The organism is Halalkalibaculum sp. DA384 (genome assembly GCF_043951955.1).
Lineage (GTDB): Bacteria > Bacteroidota > Rhodothermia > Balneolales > Balneolaceae > JAMQKA01.
In genome coordinates, this window is the sequence record NZ_JBINJE010000004.1 from 178,942 (window position 1) to 198,485 (window position 19,544).

General features: G+C 52.0%; 15 protein-coding genes. 7 read left to right on the forward strand and 8 right to left on the reverse strand.

Going from position 1 to position 19,544, the window contains the following annotated elements; all coding sequences use genetic code 11:
• Positions 1-12: 12 nt before the first annotated feature.
• From ACG2E4_RS04230 to ACG2E4_RS04240, 3 genes are all read right to left on the reverse strand, one after another.
• Complete coding sequence (locus ACG2E4_RS04230) at positions 13-2,877, reverse strand: TonB-dependent receptor (protein ID WP_395275780.1); 2,865 nt, start codon at positions 2,875-2,877, stop codon at positions 13-15.
• Between the two features lie 444 nt (positions 2,878-3,321).
• Positions 3,322-4,539 carry an acyl-CoA dehydrogenase gene (locus ACG2E4_RS04235; RefSeq protein WP_395260755.1) on the reverse strand — a complete coding sequence of 406 codons (1,218 nt, stop codon included), beginning with the start codon at positions 4,537-4,539 and terminating at the stop codon, positions 3,322-3,324.
• Between the two features lie 128 nt (positions 4,540-4,667).
• Positions 4,668-5,852, reverse strand: a complete 1,185-nt coding sequence (locus ACG2E4_RS04240) for an acyl-CoA dehydrogenase family protein (RefSeq protein WP_395260754.1) — start codon at positions 5,850-5,852, stop codon at positions 4,668-4,670.
• 244 nt (positions 5,853-6,096) lie between these two features.
• On the opposite strand from ACG2E4_RS04240, the gene ACG2E4_RS04245 reads away from it, so the two are divergent.
• The gene (locus tag ACG2E4_RS04245; protein WP_395260752.1) at positions 6,097-6,450 is read left to right on the forward strand and encodes a carboxypeptidase-like regulatory domain-containing protein; all 354 of its coding nucleotides are present in this window, start codon (positions 6,097-6,099) and stop codon (positions 6,448-6,450) included.
• A gap of 180 nt (positions 6,451-6,630) precedes the next feature.
• Here the strand turns inward: ACG2E4_RS04245 and ACG2E4_RS04250 are convergent, their stop codons facing one another.
• The 5 genes from ACG2E4_RS04250 to ACG2E4_RS04270 all read right to left on the reverse strand — a co-directional run bounded on the left by ACG2E4_RS04250 (position 6,631) and on the right by ACG2E4_RS04270 (position 11,730).
• Entirely contained in the window at positions 6,631-6,933 is a 303-nt protein-coding gene (locus ACG2E4_RS04250; protein ID WP_395260751.1) for a ferredoxin family protein, read from the reverse strand.
• Positions 6,930-8,255, reverse strand: coding sequence for an FAD-dependent oxidoreductase (locus tag ACG2E4_RS04255; RefSeq protein ID WP_395260750.1), 1,326 nt, complete (start codon positions 8,253-8,255; stop codon positions 6,930-6,932). The genes ACG2E4_RS04250 and ACG2E4_RS04255 overlap by 4 nt, the downstream gene beginning before the upstream one ends.
• Positions 8,256-8,399: 144 nt before the next feature.
• Positions 8,400-9,374, reverse strand: a complete 975-nt coding sequence (locus ACG2E4_RS04260) for an electron transfer flavoprotein subunit alpha/FixB family protein (RefSeq protein WP_395260748.1) — start codon at positions 9,372-9,374, stop codon at positions 8,400-8,402.
• 109 nt (positions 9,375-9,483) lie between these two features.
• On the reverse strand, positions 9,484-10,254 hold the full coding sequence (locus ACG2E4_RS04265; protein WP_395260747.1) for an electron transfer flavoprotein subunit beta/FixA family protein: 771 nt from the start codon (positions 10,252-10,254) through the stop codon (positions 9,484-9,486).
• 549 nt (positions 10,255-10,803) lie between these two features.
• Positions 10,804-11,730 (reverse strand): DUF4835 family protein, encoded by a 927-nt coding sequence (locus tag ACG2E4_RS04270; protein WP_395275781.1) that lies wholly within the window; start codon positions 11,728-11,730, stop codon positions 10,804-10,806.
• A 67-nt stretch (positions 11,731-11,797) separates the two neighbouring features.
• Between ACG2E4_RS04270 and ACG2E4_RS04275 the strand changes: the two genes are divergently transcribed.
• The 6 genes from ACG2E4_RS04275 (at position 11,798) to cysC (ending at position 19,524) form a co-directional block, all read left to right on the forward strand.
• A complete protein-coding gene (locus ACG2E4_RS04275; RefSeq protein ID WP_395275782.1) occupies positions 11,798-12,868 on the forward strand; it encodes a family 43 glycosylhydrolase in 1,071 nt (356 codons plus the stop codon).
• Positions 12,869-13,180: 312 nt separating this feature from the next.
• Entirely contained in the window at positions 13,181-14,020 is an 840-nt protein-coding gene (locus ACG2E4_RS04280; RefSeq protein WP_395275783.1) for a hypothetical protein, read from the forward strand.
• 22 nt (positions 14,021-14,042) lie between these two features.
• Positions 14,043-16,091, forward strand: a complete 2,049-nt coding sequence (locus ACG2E4_RS04285) for a ComEA family DNA-binding protein (protein WP_395275784.1) — start codon at positions 14,043-14,045, stop codon at positions 16,089-16,091.
• Positions 16,092-16,173: 82 nt separating this feature from the next.
• On the forward strand, positions 16,174-17,943 hold the full coding sequence (locus ACG2E4_RS04290) for an SLC13 family permease (protein ID WP_395275785.1): 1,770 nt from the start codon (positions 16,174-16,176) through the stop codon (positions 17,941-17,943).
• 242 nt (positions 17,944-18,185) lie between these two features.
• On the forward strand, positions 18,186-18,974 hold the full coding sequence (gene cysQ / locus ACG2E4_RS04295; protein ID WP_395275786.1) for a 3'(2'),5'-bisphosphate nucleotidase CysQ: 789 nt from the start codon (positions 18,186-18,188) through the stop codon (positions 18,972-18,974).
• A gap of 25 nt (positions 18,975-18,999) precedes the next feature.
• On the forward strand, positions 19,000-19,524 hold the full coding sequence (gene cysC / locus ACG2E4_RS04300) for an adenylyl-sulfate kinase (protein ID WP_395275787.1): 525 nt from the start codon (positions 19,000-19,002) through the stop codon (positions 19,522-19,524).
• The last annotated feature ends 20 nt before the right edge of the window (positions 19,525-19,544 follow it).

The window sequence follows — 19,544 nt, forward strand, 5'->3', positions numbered from 1 at the left end:
TGCGGAATAGGTTTAGTTCAAAAATTGATCGAAGGTAAGTGATACATAATAGAGGGCACCGAGGCGTGGATTCCCAATTGAGGTGGTATATCGTTCATTCAGGATATTGCTCCCCCCGACTTTAAGTATGGTGTTGTAGACCGGCAGCTTGTAGCTGACCTGCGCGTCCAGCGTGCCGAAGGCCGGAACAACGCCCTGCCCAAAGCTGGACTCCCAGAGAAAAGCATCCTGCCACCGGTAGACGATGTTGAACCCGAGGCGATCTGTCAGGCGCCTGTTGGAAAACTGGATGTTGTATTTCCATTCAGGGGTGTTGTAGCTAGCTCTGAACCCCTGGTCGATAAGGTCCTGCTGGGAAATGAGATCGCTGTACGAGATATTCCCGCCCACTTTGTATCCCCGGTTGAAGGCAAGCTCGGCACTGACGGCCACCCCCTGGCTTTCCACCGTTCCGTCTGCATTGATATCGAACCCGTATCGTTGCAGGCGTCCCCCGGCCACGCTGTTGTTGAGAATATCTCGTTTACCAGCATCCGAATCGGGATTAAACCCGTCAACCGGGTCGAACCCGTCGCGGTTGTCAGTGTCTGCGACATCCACCGCCTGGGTCAGGTCTATTTCAGCGATAAAATCGTTATACGAGCTGTAATAGTAGGAAGCATCGATCAACAGTCGATTCCTGATCAATGCCTTGTAGCCCACTTCAAAGGTGTTGACCTTTTCAGTCTGCAGGTTGTTGAGTTCGATCGGTTCAAGGAGAGAGATATCATCCGCCTGCCGGGCAGCTTGCACACTTTCGGTGGAGTACACGGTGTTGGTCTCAAGATTGTACCGATCGATCAGCGTTTGGTTGCTGCCGATCAGCCGCCGGCGGACCACATCGAGGTCGATAAACTGCGTTTGGGTTGTTGGAATCCTGAAACCGCGCTGAAACGAAGCCCTCAAATTGTGATTTTCGGCCACTGTGTAGACCGCGGAGAACCGCGGCGAGAACTGCCCTTCAAAATATTCGTTTTTGTCGTACCTGACGGCGCTCTGCAGGTCCAGCGTCTGATCCAGCAGTGTTTTTGAAATCTGCAGATAGGCGCCGAACTCATCGATATCAAACTCATCTCCATCTTCCTGGAGAGCAAACAGCGTACCCCCGGAGTCAAGGGCGTACTTACGGTAGCTGGCCCCGGTGATAAGTTCCGCGATTTCGGGATCTATGATCTCTGAAAAGTTGTATTTCCCTTCGGCATGCCACAAGTCGGACTTGTCGAGGAACCGGGCGCCGCCTTCCGAAATCGGTATGCTGCGGATCTCGTTAAAAAGTTGTTGAAACGCCGTGCTTTCCGGTTCGAGGCGAGCCTGGGCACCGGCATTCTCTGCCTGCATATGGGCTTCCTGGACCGTGGCTCCCCGGATACGTGCCTGGGCAAAGGCCTGGAAATAAGCTGGTACGTATGTATCCAGGTTGATCTGTGTGGCTACGGTATTGGCTGCATACGTGTCGCCGGCATCCTCCTGGGTGGTATATGCTCGAAGGAAGAAATTGGGATTTCGCAGCTCAATTTTGCCGGTCCATATGCTGAAATCGTCGAGTACAAACCGGTCATTGGCCGTATACACGGTGCTCCCGAACCCGATATTGTACTGACCGAGCAGCTCCAGGTCATCATTAATACGGTAGTGAAGCGCCGCGTTTAATTTTAAACTTTCTGTCGTATTGTCCACAAACGAGGACTCTGTATATCCAAGCGGGGTAAAAGCCCCGGCTTCCCCATCGGGCAACAGGGAGCGGATCGCAGCGATATCGGAATTGCCGGCGGCTATCTGGGCGTCAGCGATCGTTCCGATGGTCAGCAGGTCATCCCCATAGACATTGAGTCCGTTGTAGACCCGGTTGTCGCCCCTGGAGGTGGCTCCCCGTTCGATCGCTCCAAAAGAGGCGGGGCCTATATCCCGGTAGTCAACGGCTACAAAGTCCTGCGCTTTCAAAAAGGAACCATTTACTTTGAAGGCGACCTTGTTGTTATAGGATTTGGCGTATCTGACCAGGTACTGCTGATACAGCGAGCGCTCGTGATCTGTCTCCTGAACGTGGTTGAGACCCTGTTTCACCTTTACGCTCAGCCCCTCGTAATCAAACGGGCTTTTACTGTTAAGCAGTAGGATGCCGTTCAGCGCGTTGGCTCCGTACAGCGCGGAGGCAACTCCCGGAATTAGTTCTGCACTTTCCAGGTCCAGCTCCGAAATCCCCACCACATTGCCTACCGGGAAATTGAGGCCGGGAGCCTGGTTGTCGATGCCGTCAATCAGTTGTACAAATCGCACGTTGCCGTTTGCTCCAAAACCGCGGGTGTTTACCGACTTAAAGGTCAGGCTTTGGGTACTGAAGTCGACCCCTTTCATATTGGCAAGGGCATCATAAAAAGTAGGGGCCGCGTTCTGCTGTATTGATATAATATCCATCTTTTCGATAGAAACAGGAGCTTCAAGAATACTTTCTTCGACCCGTGAGGCGGATACGACCACATCACTGCCTATCAAGGTTTCCTGCTCCATCCTGATCGTCAGTTTTTCCGGCTGCGAAGAGGTGATCTCGACCTCCACTGTTTTAAAACCGACGCTCGAAAATACCAGCGTCAAAGGCGGATCCTGGTTAATCCGGAGCTGGAACTGGCCGTCGAGACCTGTGGAGGTGCCTATAACCTTGCCTTTTACTTTTACATTGACGCCGGGCAGCGGTTCGTCAGTTTCCGCCTCAATCACAACACCGGAAATGGTAACCTCCACTTTGGAGGAGAGCGCCTTTGCGTCGATATGCAGGCAGCATAAGGGGAAAAGTAAAAAAAATAGAACTGCAGTTCGCTGAACAATAGGTTGAGTATTCATCCCTGCCTCCCTTAAATCGTAATATGGATATAGAAAAGAAAGTGTCTGTAGGCTTTAATACCATCTATTAGCCATATACTCGTCGTTTACAATATACCTATTTTTGAGGTTAAAGACGATGTTGTTTTACCCCGGATTATTCACGAAATATTCAAAAATAGAGGGGTGAGTTATTGATATTATTCTGTATATCGAAATTGTTTATGGCCCAAATTGGAGGGTAGTTGCAACGGGCTGCGAAATTCGGCCGTGCACTTCGTTGGAGGAAAAATGAGGTGCTAAAGGTACACCAGTACGTTTCCGCCGCCTTTTTTCCTTCGCCTCGTTCATAACCGAATTTCCTGGTGAATAATCCGCGATAACCGCAGGTAATCCACGTTTAGCTGGTATTCGCGTCTGTTTTACGGTTTGCTACCGTCGGCGGAGTCATAAAAAAAGATGGAATTATTCGGACAGATCATTTCCTCGTGGGATAAATGCCTGAATGCCGGTAAGTTCACGTCCGAGGATGAGTCCGTGAATATCATACGTGCCTTCATAAGTGTTAACCGATTCGAGGTTCATCATGTGGTGGACAACCCGGTATTCGCCGGTAATTCCGTTGGCGCCGTGCATGTCGCGGGCCGTGCGGGCGATTTCAAGCGCCTTTTGACAATTGTTGCGTTTGGCAAGCGAGGTCATTACATGGTGGTCCCGCCCCTCATCCTTTAATGTGCCCAGGCGCCACGCCAGCAGTTGCATCTGTGTAATACTGGTAAGCATGTCGGCCAGTTTGGACTGCGGCAACTGGTTTGCCCCGATCGGGTAGCCGAACTGTGTGCGTTCCAGTACGTATTGCCGCGCTTTTTGATAGCAGAATTCGGCAGCACCCACCGTTCCCCAGACGATACCGTAGCGTGCGCTGTTCAGACAGGTGAAGGGACCTTTGAGCCCGGAAACATCGGGAAATACATTTTTATCGGGAATAAAAACATCCTCAAAAATGAGTTCCCCCGTTTCAGAGGCACGCAGCGACATCTTGTATTTTGTTGCCGGCGTACTGAAGCCCTCCATTTCTTTTTCAACGAGGAATCCGCGGATTGCGCCTTCCTCATTTTTGTTCTCTTTTGCCTTGGCCCAGACAACGGCAACATCGGCGATGGGTGCGTTGGTAATCCACATTTTGGCCCCGTTCAGGGTCCAGCCTCCCTCGGTTTTCAGGGCGGTGGTATTCATGGAACCGGGATCGGAGCCGTGGTCGGGCTCAGTCAGTCCAAAACAGCCGATCAGCTCTCCGGCCGCAAGCCTCGGCAGGAAGCGTTCTTTCTGCTCTTCGGTTCCGAATATTGAGATCGGGTACATCACCAGCGACGACTGCACGGACATGAACGAGCGGTATCCCGAATCTACCCGCTCGACTTCCCGGGCGATGAGCCCGTAGGCGGTGTGGCTGGCCCCTCCGCCGCCGTACTTCGGATCGATGCTGGCCCCTAGCAGCCCCAGCTCTCCCATCTCTGTGGCTATGTCAGGATCGAAATACTCTTCCTGGTTGCCTTTCAGGGCCCGGGGCTCCAGCTTGCTCTGGGCGTATTCGCGGGCGGTTTCCATGATCATACGATCTTCTTCACCCAGTTCGGATTCGAATTGGAGGGCATCGTCGGGATTGAAGCTGGTATCTGGCATACTGGCGGTTGTTAATTTTGTCAGTAGATCAATTAGTGATGCAGGTTGCAGGTTGCAAGTTGCAGGTTGAATGTCAAAAGTTGCAGTTTGTTAATGTTTAGCCGGCAACTTTCAGGCGTCAACAAATATTAAGGTTTTGGATCTTTTTTCAGTTCGCGTGCTATGATTTTGCGCTGAATCTCTGAAGTGCCTTCGCCTATCGTCATCAGTTTGGCATCCCGAAGGAATCGTTCAACGTGATACTCTTTGATGTAGCCATAGCCCCCGTGAATCTGGACCGCTTCGTCGGCAGCCCGGACAGCTTGTTCAGAGGCAAAGAGCTTGGCCATAGAGGCTTCCCTGGTGAACGGCCGGTCCAGTTCCTTCAGCCAGGCGGCGCGGTGGACGAGCAGGCGGGCGGCGTCAACTTCGGTAGCCATATCGGCCAGTTTTTGTTCGATCGCCTGGAAGTCACTGATAGGCCGCCCAAACTGTTGCCGCTCGCGGGCGTATTTCAGCGATTCTTCCAGGGCGCCCCGCGCTATGCCTACGGACAGCGCCCCGATACCGATGCGGCCGCCATCCAGTACCTGCATCGTATCCGCAAATCCGTGATTCAGGTCACCCAAAAGGTTCTGGCCGGGGACTTCCACATCGTCAAAATGGATCTCCGTGGTGTCAGAGGAGTTCATCCCAAGCTTTTCCAGCCGGGTGCCGGGTGTTACGCCGTCCCACTCCCGCTCCACGATAAATGCGCTAATGCCTTTTGTGCCCTTTCCCGGATCCGTTTTTGCCAGTACCACATAGATTCCGGCGACCGAGCCCTGGGTGATAAATACTTTGGTACCGTTTAAGATCCATTTATCCCCTTTTTTAACGGCCGTGGTTTTTATGCCGGAGGAATCGCTGCCGGAGCCGGGCTCGGTCAGGCACCAGGCACCCAGCTTTTTTCCTTTGGCCAGCGCCGTAAGATAGCGCTTTTTTTGGTCGTCGCTTCCGGCCAGTGCAATATGGCCAGATGCAAGAGAGGTATGGGAGGCCACCGTCAGCGCCAGGGAGGCGTCCCAGCGGGCGATCTCCTCGATGGTCAGGCAGTAGCTGATCATGTCGGCCGCACCGCCGCCGTATTTTTCTGGGTGGATCATCCCCATAAAGCCCTGTTCCGCCAACTGGCCGACCAGCCGGTGGGGAAACGCTTTTGAGGCGTCGCGCTCCTTCACCCCCGGCGCGACATGACGTTCGGCAAAGTCGCGCGCACTGTCCCTGATCAGTTGCTGTTCTTCGGAAAGCTGGAACGACAGGGTGGAGCGGTTACTCGATCGATCTGAACTCATGATATATTAGGTTTTAATTGATCTTTGGAAAAAGCGAACCGGTACGTGCCCACGACTCAGATGTTTGGATCTATATTCAAACAGTAGGTAAAATTAAATTCTCATTCAATCTCTTTTATCCGGGAACAAATAAATCATATCTGGCTAAAATGTAATGAATTAGGTTGGTTGGAAGATCAACTAATTTTGAAGTTTAAATATCTATCAATAGAAGAATAGCAATCTAAATAAATAAGGTCTCATTATGTTTAGCAAAAAAGCATCTCTGTTAGCAATGGTAACACTGTTTGTCGGACTTCTGTTTTCTGTAACCGCTGTAGAGGCTCAGGCTCAGGAGCTAGAGCAAACCACCGCAATAAGCGGCACGGTTGTAGACTCTGAGACTGAACAACCGGTCTCAGGAATTGAACTGAAGATCGAGGGAACAGAACAATCTGCTCAAACCGATGAAAAAGGACAGTTTTCATTTTCCGGGCTTGCGCCTGGCACATATACTATCGTAGCAACCCCTGAAGGATACCAGGAGGTCAGCAAAGAGGTTGAACTCGGCGCTGAAGGCAAAGAGGTAACCATTACCTTAATGCCAAGTGGTCAATAGTTTCCTGGTAGCAGATTAATTCAAAACAATTCAGGCCATCCTGGTATAAAACCGGGATGGCTTTTTATATTTCCGGGCGGTCGTTTTTTGTATATGGCTCCTCTCTTCACGTAGCCAGAAAAATTGAGAAATCCGCAATCAGAAGGTTTTAAACAACCTTTTATCAACTCACTCATTCACCTATCCGTAATTCCATGTTACGCCGCGGCCCTCTTCGGGATCCGGGTAGTTCCAGCTGACCGCACCCTGGTCGCAGGCATACATGCAGGTTCCACACTCAATACAGTCTTCCACCTGGAAGTAGACCTGTCCATCGTCATCAATCTTGTAACAGTTGGCGGGGCAGACGTAGGTCGTGCACTTATGCGGACAAACCGAGTTGCAGATCGACGTATCCACCTCAATGTGGGGTTTAATTTCCGATTTCGCCTGGTTCCGATAGCTGACGAGGCCGAGTCGTTCGGTCAGTTTCAGGTTTTTCATAGCGCTTTTCCTCCGTTGATTCCGAGTTTGATCAGGTTCCACCACGAGGAGTGCTCCCGGACCGACTCGCTCAGCTGTTCCCGCGCTTTCTTGGTCGGCTGGTTATCGATCGTAAAGAATTTTTTGCCGAAGCCGCAGACCAGGTTGGGCAGATCCTTGTACATCATCGGTTGATGCAGCATCTGCACCGCATCCTGGAATCCACGCATATCTTTCATCACGTAGCTTTCCTCCAGCGCCGCGCGGTATTCCTTCATTGTGGCGGAAGAAAAATCATTCCGTTTCCTGGCCTTCACAATGGTCTCTGCGGCCAGGATCCCGGAGCGCATCGCGTAATCCATGCCCTGGATCGCCTTGCCGGCGTTCATCAACAGGTTGGCTGCTTCCCCGCAGATCAGCAGGCCATCTTTGTACAGCTCCTTCGGCATGATGCGCATATCGCCCGAGGAGACCACGTGGGCCGAATATTCCACTACTTCCCCGCCGCGGATGGTGTCGGCGACGACGGGATGGGATTTGAAGTGATTGAGTATATCATGGGGACTTTTCTCTTTTTCCCGAAGATCTTTCAGTCCCAGCACCAGGCCGATGGAGATCGTCTCTTTGTTGGTATAGAGAAACCCGCCGCCCTCCACGCCATCGGTGGCATAGCCGACAAACTCATTTGACATCCCGCTGCGGCCATTCAGCTGGAAGCGATTTTCCAGCACTTCCCGGTCGTAGCGGATAATTTCCTTGATACCGGTGAGCACGTGATCCGCCGGCACATAGTCGTCCTGCAGTCCCACCTGGCGGGTGAGCAGGTTGTTGACGCCCTCGGCAATAATCACGCTCTCGGCGTAGAACTCCTCGTCGCCGGTGCGGATCCCCACGGCCTTGTTGTTTTCCATCAGCACCTCATCCACCTTGATGTTGGTGGCAATGAAGGAGTCCATCGCATAATCACTTTCCGCGATCGCCTCCTCCACCTTGCCGGCCAGCCAGCGATCGAACCTGGAGCGCAGCACCACGACCCCGGCGTAGGGCGGTTCGTTGAAGTGGGCGGATTTAAAATCAAGCGAAAAGGTGGCCTCCCCATCCATAAACGTGAGTCGCCGGTGATTGATAAACCGCTCCCAGCCAGCCTCCTCCTCTTCCCAGTACCCGGGCACGAGTTTGGCCAGGTCATGTCCCCAAAGTACGCCGCCCGAAACATTTTTGGAGCCGGCAAACTCTCCCTTTTCGATAAGCAGGAACTTCATATTGCTGCGGGCAAGCGTCATGGCGGCTGCCAGTCCCGCAACACCCGCACCAACGATTATACAATCGAACTGTTCATCCACGGATGTAGAATGTTATAGGTTAAACGTTGTAAGTTGCAGGTTAAACGTTGTAAGTTGAAGGTTGAATGTTGAAAGTTGAAAGTTGAAGGTTGGATGTTGAACAACCCATAACCTTCAACTTTCAACCTGTAACCTGTAACCAAATTATTTTTTTATCTTCTTCAATTCTTCAATAAAAGGTGGCAATACTTTGTACAGATCGCCCACGATGCCATAGTCAGCGATATCGAAAATAGGGGCGTCGGTATCTTTGTTGATCGCCACAATCACTTTGCTGTTGGCCATGCCCGCCACATGCTGGATGGCACCAGAAATGCCGACGGCGATATAGAGCTGCGGCGACACTACTTTGCCCGTCTGACCAATCTGCAGGCTGGGATCCACAATACCGGCTTCCGTCAGCGCGCGGGAGGCCCCGACGGCGGCGTTGAGCACCTCGGCCAGCTCCGCGATCAATTTCTGTCCTTTTTCATCTTTCGCCCCCCGACCGGCAGCGACAATCGTCTCGGCCTCGGAGAGGTCGATTTTTTCACCGGAAGCTCCCAGCACTTCCCGCAGCGTGGCTTTGAGTTCACTTTCATCAAAGCTGAAGTCGACAGTTACGATCTCGGGGTCGGAAGGTGATTCCACGACGTCGTAAGATCCGGATCGGACCGACAGCACGATCTTTTCCGCTTTGGCCCGGGCGTCGGAAAGAATTTTGGCTGCCATTACGGGACGCGTAACCTCGACCCCACCCTCGATGAGCTCAAAGCCGGACACATCAGAAAGTACGGCGGCGTCCAAACGGGCAGCAAATGCTCCCAAAATATCCTTGACGCTTTCGGTGGAGGCAAACGCAACCAGGTAGGGATTGGCTTGCTTCACCACAGCGGTGAGCGCTTTGACCAGCGGCGTATTGATATGATCCTTAAAAATCGGATCTTCAATAAGATAAATTTTTTCAGGTCCATATTGCTTCACCTGCTCTACGTAGTCGGAAGCATCGGGATCGACAATGACAGCTTCAGCCCGATGACCGTGCTCTTCCGCAAGCTGCCTGCAGCGCGACAGCACTTCAAGGGAGGCACGCTTCACGTTTCCGTCACTGATTGAGATATATGTTAATAGGGAACTCATGCAACCACCTTCTGTTTATATGAAATTAACAATTCTCGAAATCCTGAATGCAAGACAAAGGACAAGCTCTCACCTCTAACGTCTCACATTTCACGTCTCACTTCTCACATCAAACCACATTAGCCTCTTCGTCAAGCAGTTTCGCCACTTTTCGTGCCAGTTCACCCGGATCCCCCTCAAATTTTTCGCCGGCCTTGCGCGCCGGTTTTTCGCGGAATCCCGTTACGTTCGTTTTGGGCGCGAGCCTGCTTTCATCAATATCAAGGGAGGAGAGTTCAATTGTTTCCACCGGTTTTTTCTTGGATTGCATGATCCCCTTCAGGCTGGGGATGCGCGGTTCGTTCATATCGTTGGAGCAGGTAACCAGGCAGGGCACGGGGAGGGCGATCATCTCCTGGCCCGCATCGCCCTGTCGTTTGACCAGCAGCTTTTCTTTCTCAATGGAAAGTCCCACGGCGTTGGTGGCGTAGGGCAAATCCAGCTTTGCGGCCAGCATGCTGCCGGTGAGGCCGGCATCAGTGTCCTGCGACTGTTTTCCGCAGGAGATCACATCATATTGTTTGCCCGCAAAAAAGGCGGCGAGGATTTCAGCGTAGGAGGCAGAATCAAACCGATCATCGCCGCTTGTTTTTATGTGGACCGCCTTGTCGGCGCCCATCGCCAGCGCCTTGCGGATCGCCTCGGTGGTTTTGTCCGGCCCGATGGATACAACCTCGACTTCCCCGCCGTGCTCCTCGCTGAGTACCAGGGCTTCTTCCACTGCAGAAGCATCGTATGCGTTGAGTACCATGCGGTCGCTGTCCTGGATAAGCTGTCCCTCTTTGATCTGGATCGGCGCGTTAACATCCGGCACCTGCTTAATACACACGTAAAATTTCATATCGGGTCTCTCATTTTAGATTGGATTTCTCATTTCGCCGACCTTGATGGCACAATATATAAAATGCAAACGTAAGATTTGGAGTCAGCCGAAAATCCGATGAACCAACTTCCAAACAGGAAAGCTTAAAAGAGGGCTTTGCAAAACCGATGGATTCCCGATTCCGGCCGTTCCGTGCATCCAACATCTCTGTTTACGGGAAATGAACTGCGGCTGCAAATTTGTGCAGGGATTGAGCATGTACAAAACCCGGGTTTTGCAAAATCCTCTGTAAGGAATTGTCGACTTGTCGGTCTATTTATTAGAGCCTGGTAACGAGCGGGTTAACATGGTGAAAAAAATTTGAATTTTTCGGAAATAAACCTCTGATAACACCATACAGAGGACTTTGTAAAACATTCGAATCTCCGTTTGGAGGAAGCTGTATTCCCGCTTTATGTGCCATATAAGGTCGGTGGTACAACCACCTCTCAACTAAGCATCAGGTTCTGCAAAGGCCTCATACACTAAGAATCCATTTGAACTGTGATGCATACCGAAGGTAACATTCTACTGCAGCTTGCTGTATTCCGAGAGGTGGCTTTGATCCATTTCCGACAGCAGATTGTAGGCTTCCAGCCGAACTTCGGCCCCGGCATCCTCGAAGATGGAGACGATTTCGCGGTATTTGGCATCAAAAAAGATATCAAACAGGAAGTCGTTGGTTGCGCTTCGCTGGGTATCACGGATCATCTGCAGAGCTTCGAGCACGCGCTGCCGGGCCTCTTCGGTATCGGATATAAACTGGTCGAGTCCCTGCCGGTGATAAATATAAAGCGCTTCGCGAAAAGTATGGTAGGTGGGGTTCAGGAGGTCAGAGATGAGTTGGGCACGCCCCCGGCGCGAACTGCTGCCTCTGGACCATCCCGGGGCCGAGGTGGTCTGGGCCAGAGAAAGGATATTTTGTGCTTCCGAAAAGTAGGGGGTACCCCCGGTTTCGGAAAAACTGTCAAAATCGTATCCCAGGATGACATAGGCATAGAAGTCCAAAAGTGTGGTAACAGCATCAAACTGGAGTTCATCATGTACAAGCGAGCGGTTTGGAGTGTACTGGAACGCCCAGCTTTCGTCATTTAACAGGAATATGGTAGTCTGCTGCACGGTGTTATAGATCGGCCGCTGGGCGCGTACCACCACATTCGCCTGGAAATTGTAATTGTCATCAACACTTAACAGGATGATCTGGAGATCGGCATCAATACGTTCATGATCAAGAAAACTGGCGTCAATCCAGTCGTGTTCATTGAAGTAGGTTTCAATTTCGCCGGGCAGGTTGTCGAGATAGGCGAGCGAGGAGCTGCTGACCTGGCTTCTGTCAACGGTTACCTCCATGTTGAATTCCTGGGCTGCGACCGGGATGCTGCAGAGCCAAAGCAACATCATTGTGATGCTGGCACCACTGACAGGAAATTTGCCCGGAAAATCAGAAAATTTCATTATGATTGGCTAGTTTTTACAAAAATTTGTGATCAGGACGTAACATAAATAGAATGAGGTATCACCTATGGTTCAGTTACTAAAGATGTCACTGTTTGCACTGCTGCTACTGCTTTTGTCCGGGATTGACGATCGACAACAACTGTTAGCGCAAAGTAATTCTGTCTCAGCAGATTCGCAACGCTATACTACACCTCTTATTCTGCATCGCGCCGATCCGTGGATATATCGCCACACGGACGGATACTACTATTTTACTGCGACGGTACCGGAGTACGATCTTTTGGAAGTGCGGCGTGCCCGTACGATTGAAGGATTAGCCGAAGCCGAGCCCAGGGTGATCTGGAGGAAGCACGAATCTGGTCCGATGGGATCTCATATCTGGGCTCCCGAGCTGCACTACATTGATGGGAAGTGGTACATCTATTTCGCCGCTGGCGGGGCCGAGGATGTCTGGGCGATCCGCATGTATGTGCTGGAAAACAGCTCAGCCAATCCATTGACTGGAGAGTGGGTGGAAAAAGGGCAGACCAAAACCCGATGGGAAACCTTTTCCCTTGATGCCACAACGTTTGAGCACCGGGGTACCCGGTATATGGTCTGGGCCCAGCACCCCCCTGGATATGATGGGAATACCGCCCTCTACATTGCCGAAATGGATACGCCGTGGAGTATTGTTCAGCCCCAGGTGGAGCTCACCCGACCTGAATATGAATGGGAAAAACAGCTGTTCAAAGTGAACGAGGGAGCGGCGGTTATCAAGAGAAACGGGAAGATATTCATGACCTACTCTGCCAGTGGTACCGATCACAATTACGCCGTGGGATTGCTGACGGCGGATGTCGATGCCGATCTGCTCGATCCTGAATCCTGGCACAAATCGCCGACGCCTGTGTTCAAAAGTTCGGTCGAGAACGGTATCTACGGGCCGGGGCACAACAGTTTTACGACGACTCCGGGTGGGGCGGTTGACCTGCTTGTGTACCATGCCCGGAGCTATAAGGAGATCGAGGGAGATCCCCTGGATGATCCCAACCGCCACACGCGGGTACAGGTACTGCGGTGGAACGAGGATGGTACGCCCGACTTCGGAATTCCCGTTCCCGATAACGCCCCAACCAGTCCGGAGAAAAGGTAGGAGCATTCCAAAAGAGGTTGTCGTACCAGATCGATGAATCGATCTCCATTATTCGCAATTAAAGAGCGCGTTGAAAAGTGATTTGGGCCTGCGGATTTGGTTTTAGAGGGAAATTTACCAGCCGGGAAAAGCGATATCCTCCCTTTTTTGGAGAGATTGGCGATAATCGAGACTGAAAAAAAATTCTCAAAACGACGTTACAAGAGAGGGTTTTCAACAAGAGGAGTGTCGAAACCAGAAATTATGGTCAAAATCGACACTTTCTCTACAAATAAACAGTTGGCGATAAAACGACTAATTCAAGGGGATACAATGGTACAACATACTCTATTCACCAAGTATGATTATATCAAGGCACTGCTGGTAACCGTGCTGGTTACACTGTCTGCCGGAACGGACTTTGCAAAAGCCCAAAACGTGTTGGGTGCCCGATCAATTGGCATGGGACAAGCCGTCACCGCCCTTGCCAATTCTGGATGGGGCTTGTTCTCAAATCCCGCTGTACTCAGTGCGAGGCAGAGTACGGTGTCATTTTTCGGGATTCGCTATTACGGCCTGTCCGAAATTACGGATATGGCGGCGGTGGGCACTTTTCCCGCAAAATGGGGCGTTATCGGCGTTGGGGCGCATCGCTATGGTTTTGAACTGTTCAGTGAGAGCCGGATTCGCATCGCTTACAAGCACTCATTCCAGGGATTCCATTATGGGGCGGTACTGAATTACAATCACATCGCCCAGGGGGGAGGTTATGGATCAGCCGGCGCCGTGGGGCTGGACCTGGGAATTGCAGCCCCTCTTTTTGATGGTGCCTGGATCGGGGCACGGGCCACGAACATAAATCATCCGCGCTACGGGAATACAGAGGAACCGCTGCCTCGTGAACTTGCCATCGGACTGTCGTACCGGTTGTCTGGTATCGCTCTTTTTACCTCGGATGTAGTCAAGGATGTGAGGTTCCCGCTTGCATATCGTGGAGGGGTGGAAGTGAAGATTTTTGAGCGTTTTGCAGGCCGGGTCGGCGTCACTACGCTGCCGGCAACGTTTGCCGCCGGATTCGGGTACTCGTTCGGGATCTGGGAAATAAATGTTGTGGCACAACATCATGCTGAACTGGGGATCAGTCCCGGCCTGGACCTTTCGCTCAATCTATAATTCACAAGAGACCGATTGCACGATGCTTAAGAAGCTATTGATTGCCGTTGCAGTTATATCCGCCGGAACCAGCAGCTTTGCACAACAGCCCGATACCACGGATTCGGAGGTGCGTGACGACCTGGAACGGGCACTCGAGAACATCGATCCGGAAGACACCGATTTGAATGCTGAGCAGCTAACCCGGTTCCTGCAAAACCTGGCGGCCAATCCCATAGACATTAATACCGCCGGTATCGACGATCTCCTGCAGGTGCCGGGACTCAACCTGAGGCTGGCCCGGGCCGTCCTTGACTATCGCAATGATGTGAAGCCGTTTGAATCGGTCGATGAACTGAGGGAAGTGCCCGGCATCGGTCGGGTTACCCTGGATCGCGTCCGCCCGTACGTGACGATCGAAACCGGTCCCGGGCTGCGGGCCCTCTACACCGATCCGCGCTACTGGACCAGCGACAGCGAGGTTGAGTTTTTCTCCCGGTTCCAGCGGTCCCTGCAAGAGCAGGAGGGTTACCGGCGGCCGGATTCCACGGGCTTCCAGGGAAGTCCCGTCAAATATTATCATCGGCTGCAGTATAGCAGCAACCATATTTCCGCAAACCTCACGCAGGAAAAAGACGCCGGAGAGCCGCTCAAGGGTCTCTCGGGGTTTGATTATACATCCTGGCACCTGGCGCTGACCGACAACGGGAAGCTCCAGCAAATGGTGATCGGGGATTACAGCCTTTCGTTCGGGCAGGGACTGGTATTGTGGAACGGCGGAGCGTTTGGTAAAGGACGGGAGGTTATCGGCACGGTCGCTAAAAAGGAACGGGGAATTCATCCCTATACTTCGTCTATGGAAGCCAACTTTTTCCGAGGAATTGCAGCTACCTACGGCGGTCAATTCCGGGTTACCGGATTCTACTCTGCCCAGCGACGTTCGGCTTCGGTGATAAATGAAGATACCACCCGTTTCCCCTCCGATGACGGCATGCATCGCACGCGTACCGAAATCGCCAAAAAAGGAAGTCTCAAGCAGAATATGGCCGGGGGGCGGGTACGACTTGCGCTCCCTTTCGGAATCATCGGAGCTACCGGATACCATACTTCGTTCAACAAGCAAATTTATCCCGGTTCGGCAGTATACAATGCGTTTGACTTCCGCGGCAGGCAAACGTCGGCACTGGGGGTTGACTATAAATTGCTGTTGGGATCCACGCTCATCTTCGGGGAAGGAGCGCGAACGAAAAACAGTGGAATGGGGCTGATTACCGGGATAGAAACCCCGATACGCAATAACACCGGCCTTGTTATCGCTTACCGAAACTATCAAAAAAATTTTCAATCTGTCTATGGGGCGGGATTCGGCGAGCAGTCCGGGGAGCCGCAGAATGAGGAGGGGATCTATATCGGGCTGAGTCACGAGTTAAGCTCAAAAATACTGGTAAGCGCTTATTTCGATCAGTACCGGTTCCCGGCCCCCCGGTTTGGAACCCACCAGCCGACGCAGGGCGTGGACTGGCTGGGGCTCGTTGAAGTCCAGTTGCACGACGACCTGCAGCTGTACCTGCAGGGGCGGGGTGAATATGAAGAGGATGAGTATGAAGTCCAGGGTCCGTATGGACGTTCTCTCCGAAAACTGGATCGTAGCCGTCGATCAAGTTTCAGGCTGCATGCCGAATATCGGGTGAACCCGAGGGTTCGCTTGCGGATGCGGGGAGAATGGGTGCGGTCGAAGCCGCCCGGCGCGCCGGCGGAGCAGGGATACCTGGTGTATCAGGACCTGCGCTACCAGCCCAATTCACGGTGGACGTTCGACGCCCGCGTCTCTGTATTTGAGACCGACAGCTACAACAGCCGGGTATACCAGTTTGAAAACGATCTGCTGTACCTGTTTTCGAATACGATGCTGTACGACCAGGGACAGCGGCTCTACCTGCTGGCAAACTATGAACCGTATGAGTTCATGGAGATATGGGCCAAGTTTGGAATCACGGTGTTCGAAAACCGGCAGGTGCTGGGCAGTGGATTAAGTGAAATACGCGGGAATACACGCAGTAACCTGGGCGTACAGGTCCGGTTCGTTTTTTAGCGGGTTCTTGATTGGACTGTCAAATTTTGTTACCTACATTTGTGAAATTAGTTGACTTGCCGACCAATAATGAACCCAAACTATGACAATAGCAGGTTGGAGTGTAATCTTTGTAATATTGCTGTGTCTGGTATTGCTGATATCGACCAGATATTCGCCGGATATCATCTTTTTGGGCGGGCTTACCCTGCTGATTGTCGGAAATACTATTACTCCTGAACAGGCCCTGGTTGGGTTTTCTAATCAGGGAATGCTTACGGTAGCGGCTCTTTACGTGGTGGCTGCGGGACTCAAGGAAACCGGGGCAATCCACCTGATCGTAAACAAGATTATCGGTCACTCGAAAAGTATCAGGAGGGCGCAGGTACGTGTCATGGGACCCGTAATGGTAGTGAGTGCCTTTCTGAATAATACGCCGGTTGTAGCTTCCTTTATCCCGGCGATGGAGGACTGGGCCCGAAAAAACCGGATTCCGGCCTCCAAGATCTTGATTCCGCTCAGCTATGCCGCCATTCTGGGAGGTACCTGCACGCTGATCGGAACCAGTACCAACCTGATTGTGAACGGGTTGCTTATCAATGAGAGTGCGACCAGTTCACTCGGTATTTTCGAGCCCGGCTTAATTGGTTTGCCATGTGCCATCGTCGGATTTGCATACCTGGCCCTGTTCGCCAAGCGGTTGCTCCCCACACGCGGTTCCGGGTTCGATACATTCAAGGATCCGAGGGAATACACCATCGAGATGATTGTTGACGAAGGCAGCCAGCTTTCCGGGAAAACAATTGAAGAAGCCGGACTGCGCCACCTGCCGGGGTTATACCTGGTGGAGATCTACCGGCATGAACAGATTATTGCCGCCGTTGAACCGGAAGAGCGACTGCGTGAAAACGACCGTCTCATTTTTACGGGAATCGTCAGCTCAATTGTGGACCTGCAGCAGGTCAAGGGGATAAGTCCGGCTACCGACCAGGTTTTTAAACTGGATGCACCCCGAAGAGAACGGCTGCTGATCGAGGCGGTGGTCTCCCAGTCTCACCCGATGAATGGAAAGACGATCAAGGAGGGAGGGTTCCGCAACCGCTATGATGCGGTCGTGCTGGCCGTCTCGCGTAACGGGGAGAGGGTAAAGGAGAAAGTCGGCGATATAAGGCTGAAGACGGGCGATACCCTGCTGCTCGAGGCGCCGCCCAGTTTTGTTGAGCGATTCAAAAACTCCACCGACTATTTCCTGGTGAGCGGCATCGCTGACTCTTCTCCCCCCAATTACGAACGATCGGCATATGCCTGGACGATTTTGGGTGGAATGGTGCTGTCGGTAGCCCTGGGATTTTTATCGATGTTCCAGGGATCATTTTTGGCGGCGGGACTCATGATCCTGACCGGCTGCTGCAAGACGGGTACCGCAAAAGAAAGCATAGACTGGACGGTGCTGCTGGTGATTGCCGCTACCCTGGGCCTGGGTAATGCACTGCAGGTGACGGGTGCGGCCGGCGAGCTCGCATCAAGCCTGTTTCAGTATGCGGATGCCAACCCGTACCTGGCGTTGGCGGCGACCTATCTTGCTACATGGGTTTTGACCGAGCTGGTCACCAATAATGCAGCCGCAGTTCTTATATTCCCCATCGCCATCTCCATGGCCGCCTCGCTGGAGGTCAGCTACATGCCGTTTGTGATGGTAATCATCATGGCTGCATCGGCCAGTTTTTCCACTCCCATAGGGTATCAAACCAATTTGATGGTCTATGGTCCCGGAGGGTACAAGTTTACCGACTTTACCAGGATTGGACTCCCGTTAAACCTCATTATCGCCACGATCACGGTGCTGCTGGTACCCATTATCTGGCCATTATAGGGATCCCAGGAAATGAAGCCCAATAATAACCAATACTGCCCTAATAATTACTTCACTGGTTAACCAGTAACTACACTAGCTTCTCTTTGAGGATCTCCTACTTAAAAATGGGATTAAAAAAATCTTTTCGTAGTTTTGCCCCTGTCTTTTAAAGGCCGCCGGGCATGGAAAGAAAAGGGTGCCTCAGACAGTTACAAAACAGTGAAGTTTACGTTAAATATATTGAATGGAAAAACCGGACTATGTTGAACATGTTTGAAAAAGTGATAGAGACCGCCCGCAAGGCGGGAGAGGCCACCCTGGAATATTATAACCAGGAAATAGAGGTGGAAACAAAAGAGGACGACTCCCCGCTCACCAAGGCGGATTTGGCCGCCCACAAGATTATTACAGAGGCACTGGAGACGATCGACCCCGAGACGCCGGTCATATCCGAGGAGGGGGGGCTTCCATCCTATGAGGAGAGAAAGCACTGGGAAAAATTCTGGATCGTGGATCCGCTTGACGGCACGAAAGAGTTTATCAAAAAAAATGGAGAATTTACCATTAACATCGCGCTTGTAGAGCAGGGAGAACCCGTTTTTGGTGTCGTTTACGTTCCGGCCCAACAGGTTACGTATTATGGCAGCAAGCAGGACGGTTCGTTCAGGCAGGACGGAGCCGGGGATCCGGTACGCATTTATTCTGAACAGGCCGACAAGTTGACCCCGCTGAAGGTGGTTTGCAGCCGCTCGCACGGGTCTTCGGACCTGGAAGATCAACTGAAGAAGCAGGGAATTACCGTTGAGGAAACGATGCCGGCGGGCAGTTCAATCAAATTTTGCCTGGTAGCGGAAGGCAAAGCGGATATTTACCCGCGTATGGGTCCGACAATGGAATGGGATGTGGCTGCAGGCGATTGCGTGTACCGGAATTCAGCTAAAAATGGCCAGCATCCCTCCCCGCTTACTTATAACAAGCCCGACCTGAAGAACGGCAGTTTTGTAATAGGGCTTAACGATGATAGCATGAACAAAAATCGTAACAGTTAGAATCTAAAATTTTTCACTTACTACTATGAGCGAAACGAATTTAAAACCCACCGTCCTTTGGTTTACCGGTCTTTCCGGGTCCGGCAAAAGCACTATTTCGGAAAAAGTATACGCGACCCTCAAGGATCGGGGTTATAAAGTTGAACATCTTGACGGGGATGCTGTTCGGGAGGTCTTTCCCACCACCGGCTTCTCGAAAGAGGAGCGAGACAGCCACGTCAAGAAAGTCGGCTTTGTGGCAAGTCTGCTGCAAAAGCACGGCGTTTTTGTCGTTGCCTCATTTATCTCTCCCTACCAGGACGCCAGGGATTTTGTTCGGGATATGTGCGAGGATTTCACCGAGGTTTATATCTCCACCCCGCTGGAAGAGTGTGAACGCCGCGATGTGAAAGGCCTTTACGAAAAAGCCCGAAAAGGGGAGATCGATAACTTCACCGGGATCAGCGATCCCTATGAGGAACCTGAGAACCCGGAACTGAGTATCGATACCACCGATATCTCTGTTGATGAGGCCGTACAGCAGGTTTTCAGGTACCTGGAATCTCGCTAGACCGGTTTTCTCTAAAAAAC

Coding starts and splice junctions, on each gene's coding strand:
- ACG2E4_RS04280 (WP_395275783.1), top strand. CDS start 13,181: ATGGTACAACATACTCTATTCACCAAGTATGATTATATCAAGGCACTG.
- ACG2E4_RS04265 (WP_395260747.1), bottom strand. CDS start 10,254: ATGAAATTTTACGTGTGTATTAAGCAGGTGCCGGATGTTAACGCGCCG.
- ACG2E4_RS04240 (WP_395260754.1), bottom strand. CDS start 5,852: ATGAGTTCAGATCGATCGAGTAACCGCTCCACCCTGTCGTTCCAGCTT.
- ACG2E4_RS04250 (WP_395260751.1), bottom strand. CDS start 6,933: ATGAAAAACCTGAAACTGACCGAACGACTCGGCCTCGTCAGCTATCGG.
- ACG2E4_RS04285 (WP_395275784.1), top strand. CDS start 14,043: ATGCTTAAGAAGCTATTGATTGCCGTTGCAGTTATATCCGCCGGAACC.
- cysQ (WP_395275786.1), top strand. CDS start 18,186: ATGTTGAACATGTTTGAAAAAGTGATAGAGACCGCCCGCAAGGCGGGA.
- cysC (WP_395275787.1), top strand. CDS start 19,000: ATGAGCGAAACGAATTTAAAACCCACCGTCCTTTGGTTTACCGGTCTT.
- ACG2E4_RS04275 (WP_395275782.1), top strand. CDS start 11,798: ATGGTTCAGTTACTAAAGATGTCACTGTTTGCACTGCTGCTACTGCTT.
- ACG2E4_RS04270 (WP_395275781.1), bottom strand. CDS start 11,730: ATGAAATTTTCTGATTTTCCGGGCAAATTTCCTGTCAGTGGTGCCAGC.
- ACG2E4_RS04290 (WP_395275785.1), top strand. CDS start 16,174: ATGACAATAGCAGGTTGGAGTGTAATCTTTGTAATATTGCTGTGTCTG.
- ACG2E4_RS04235 (WP_395260755.1), bottom strand. CDS start 4,539: ATGCCAGATACCAGCTTCAATCCCGACGATGCCCTCCAATTCGAATCC.
- ACG2E4_RS04230 (WP_395275780.1), bottom strand. CDS start 2,877: ATGAATACTCAACCTATTGTTCAGCGAACTGCAGTTCTATTTTTTTTA.
- ACG2E4_RS04245 (WP_395260752.1), top strand. CDS start 6,097: ATGTTTAGCAAAAAAGCATCTCTGTTAGCAATGGTAACACTGTTTGTC.
- ACG2E4_RS04260 (WP_395260748.1), bottom strand. CDS start 9,374: ATGAGTTCCCTATTAACATATATCTCAATCAGTGACGGAAACGTGAAG.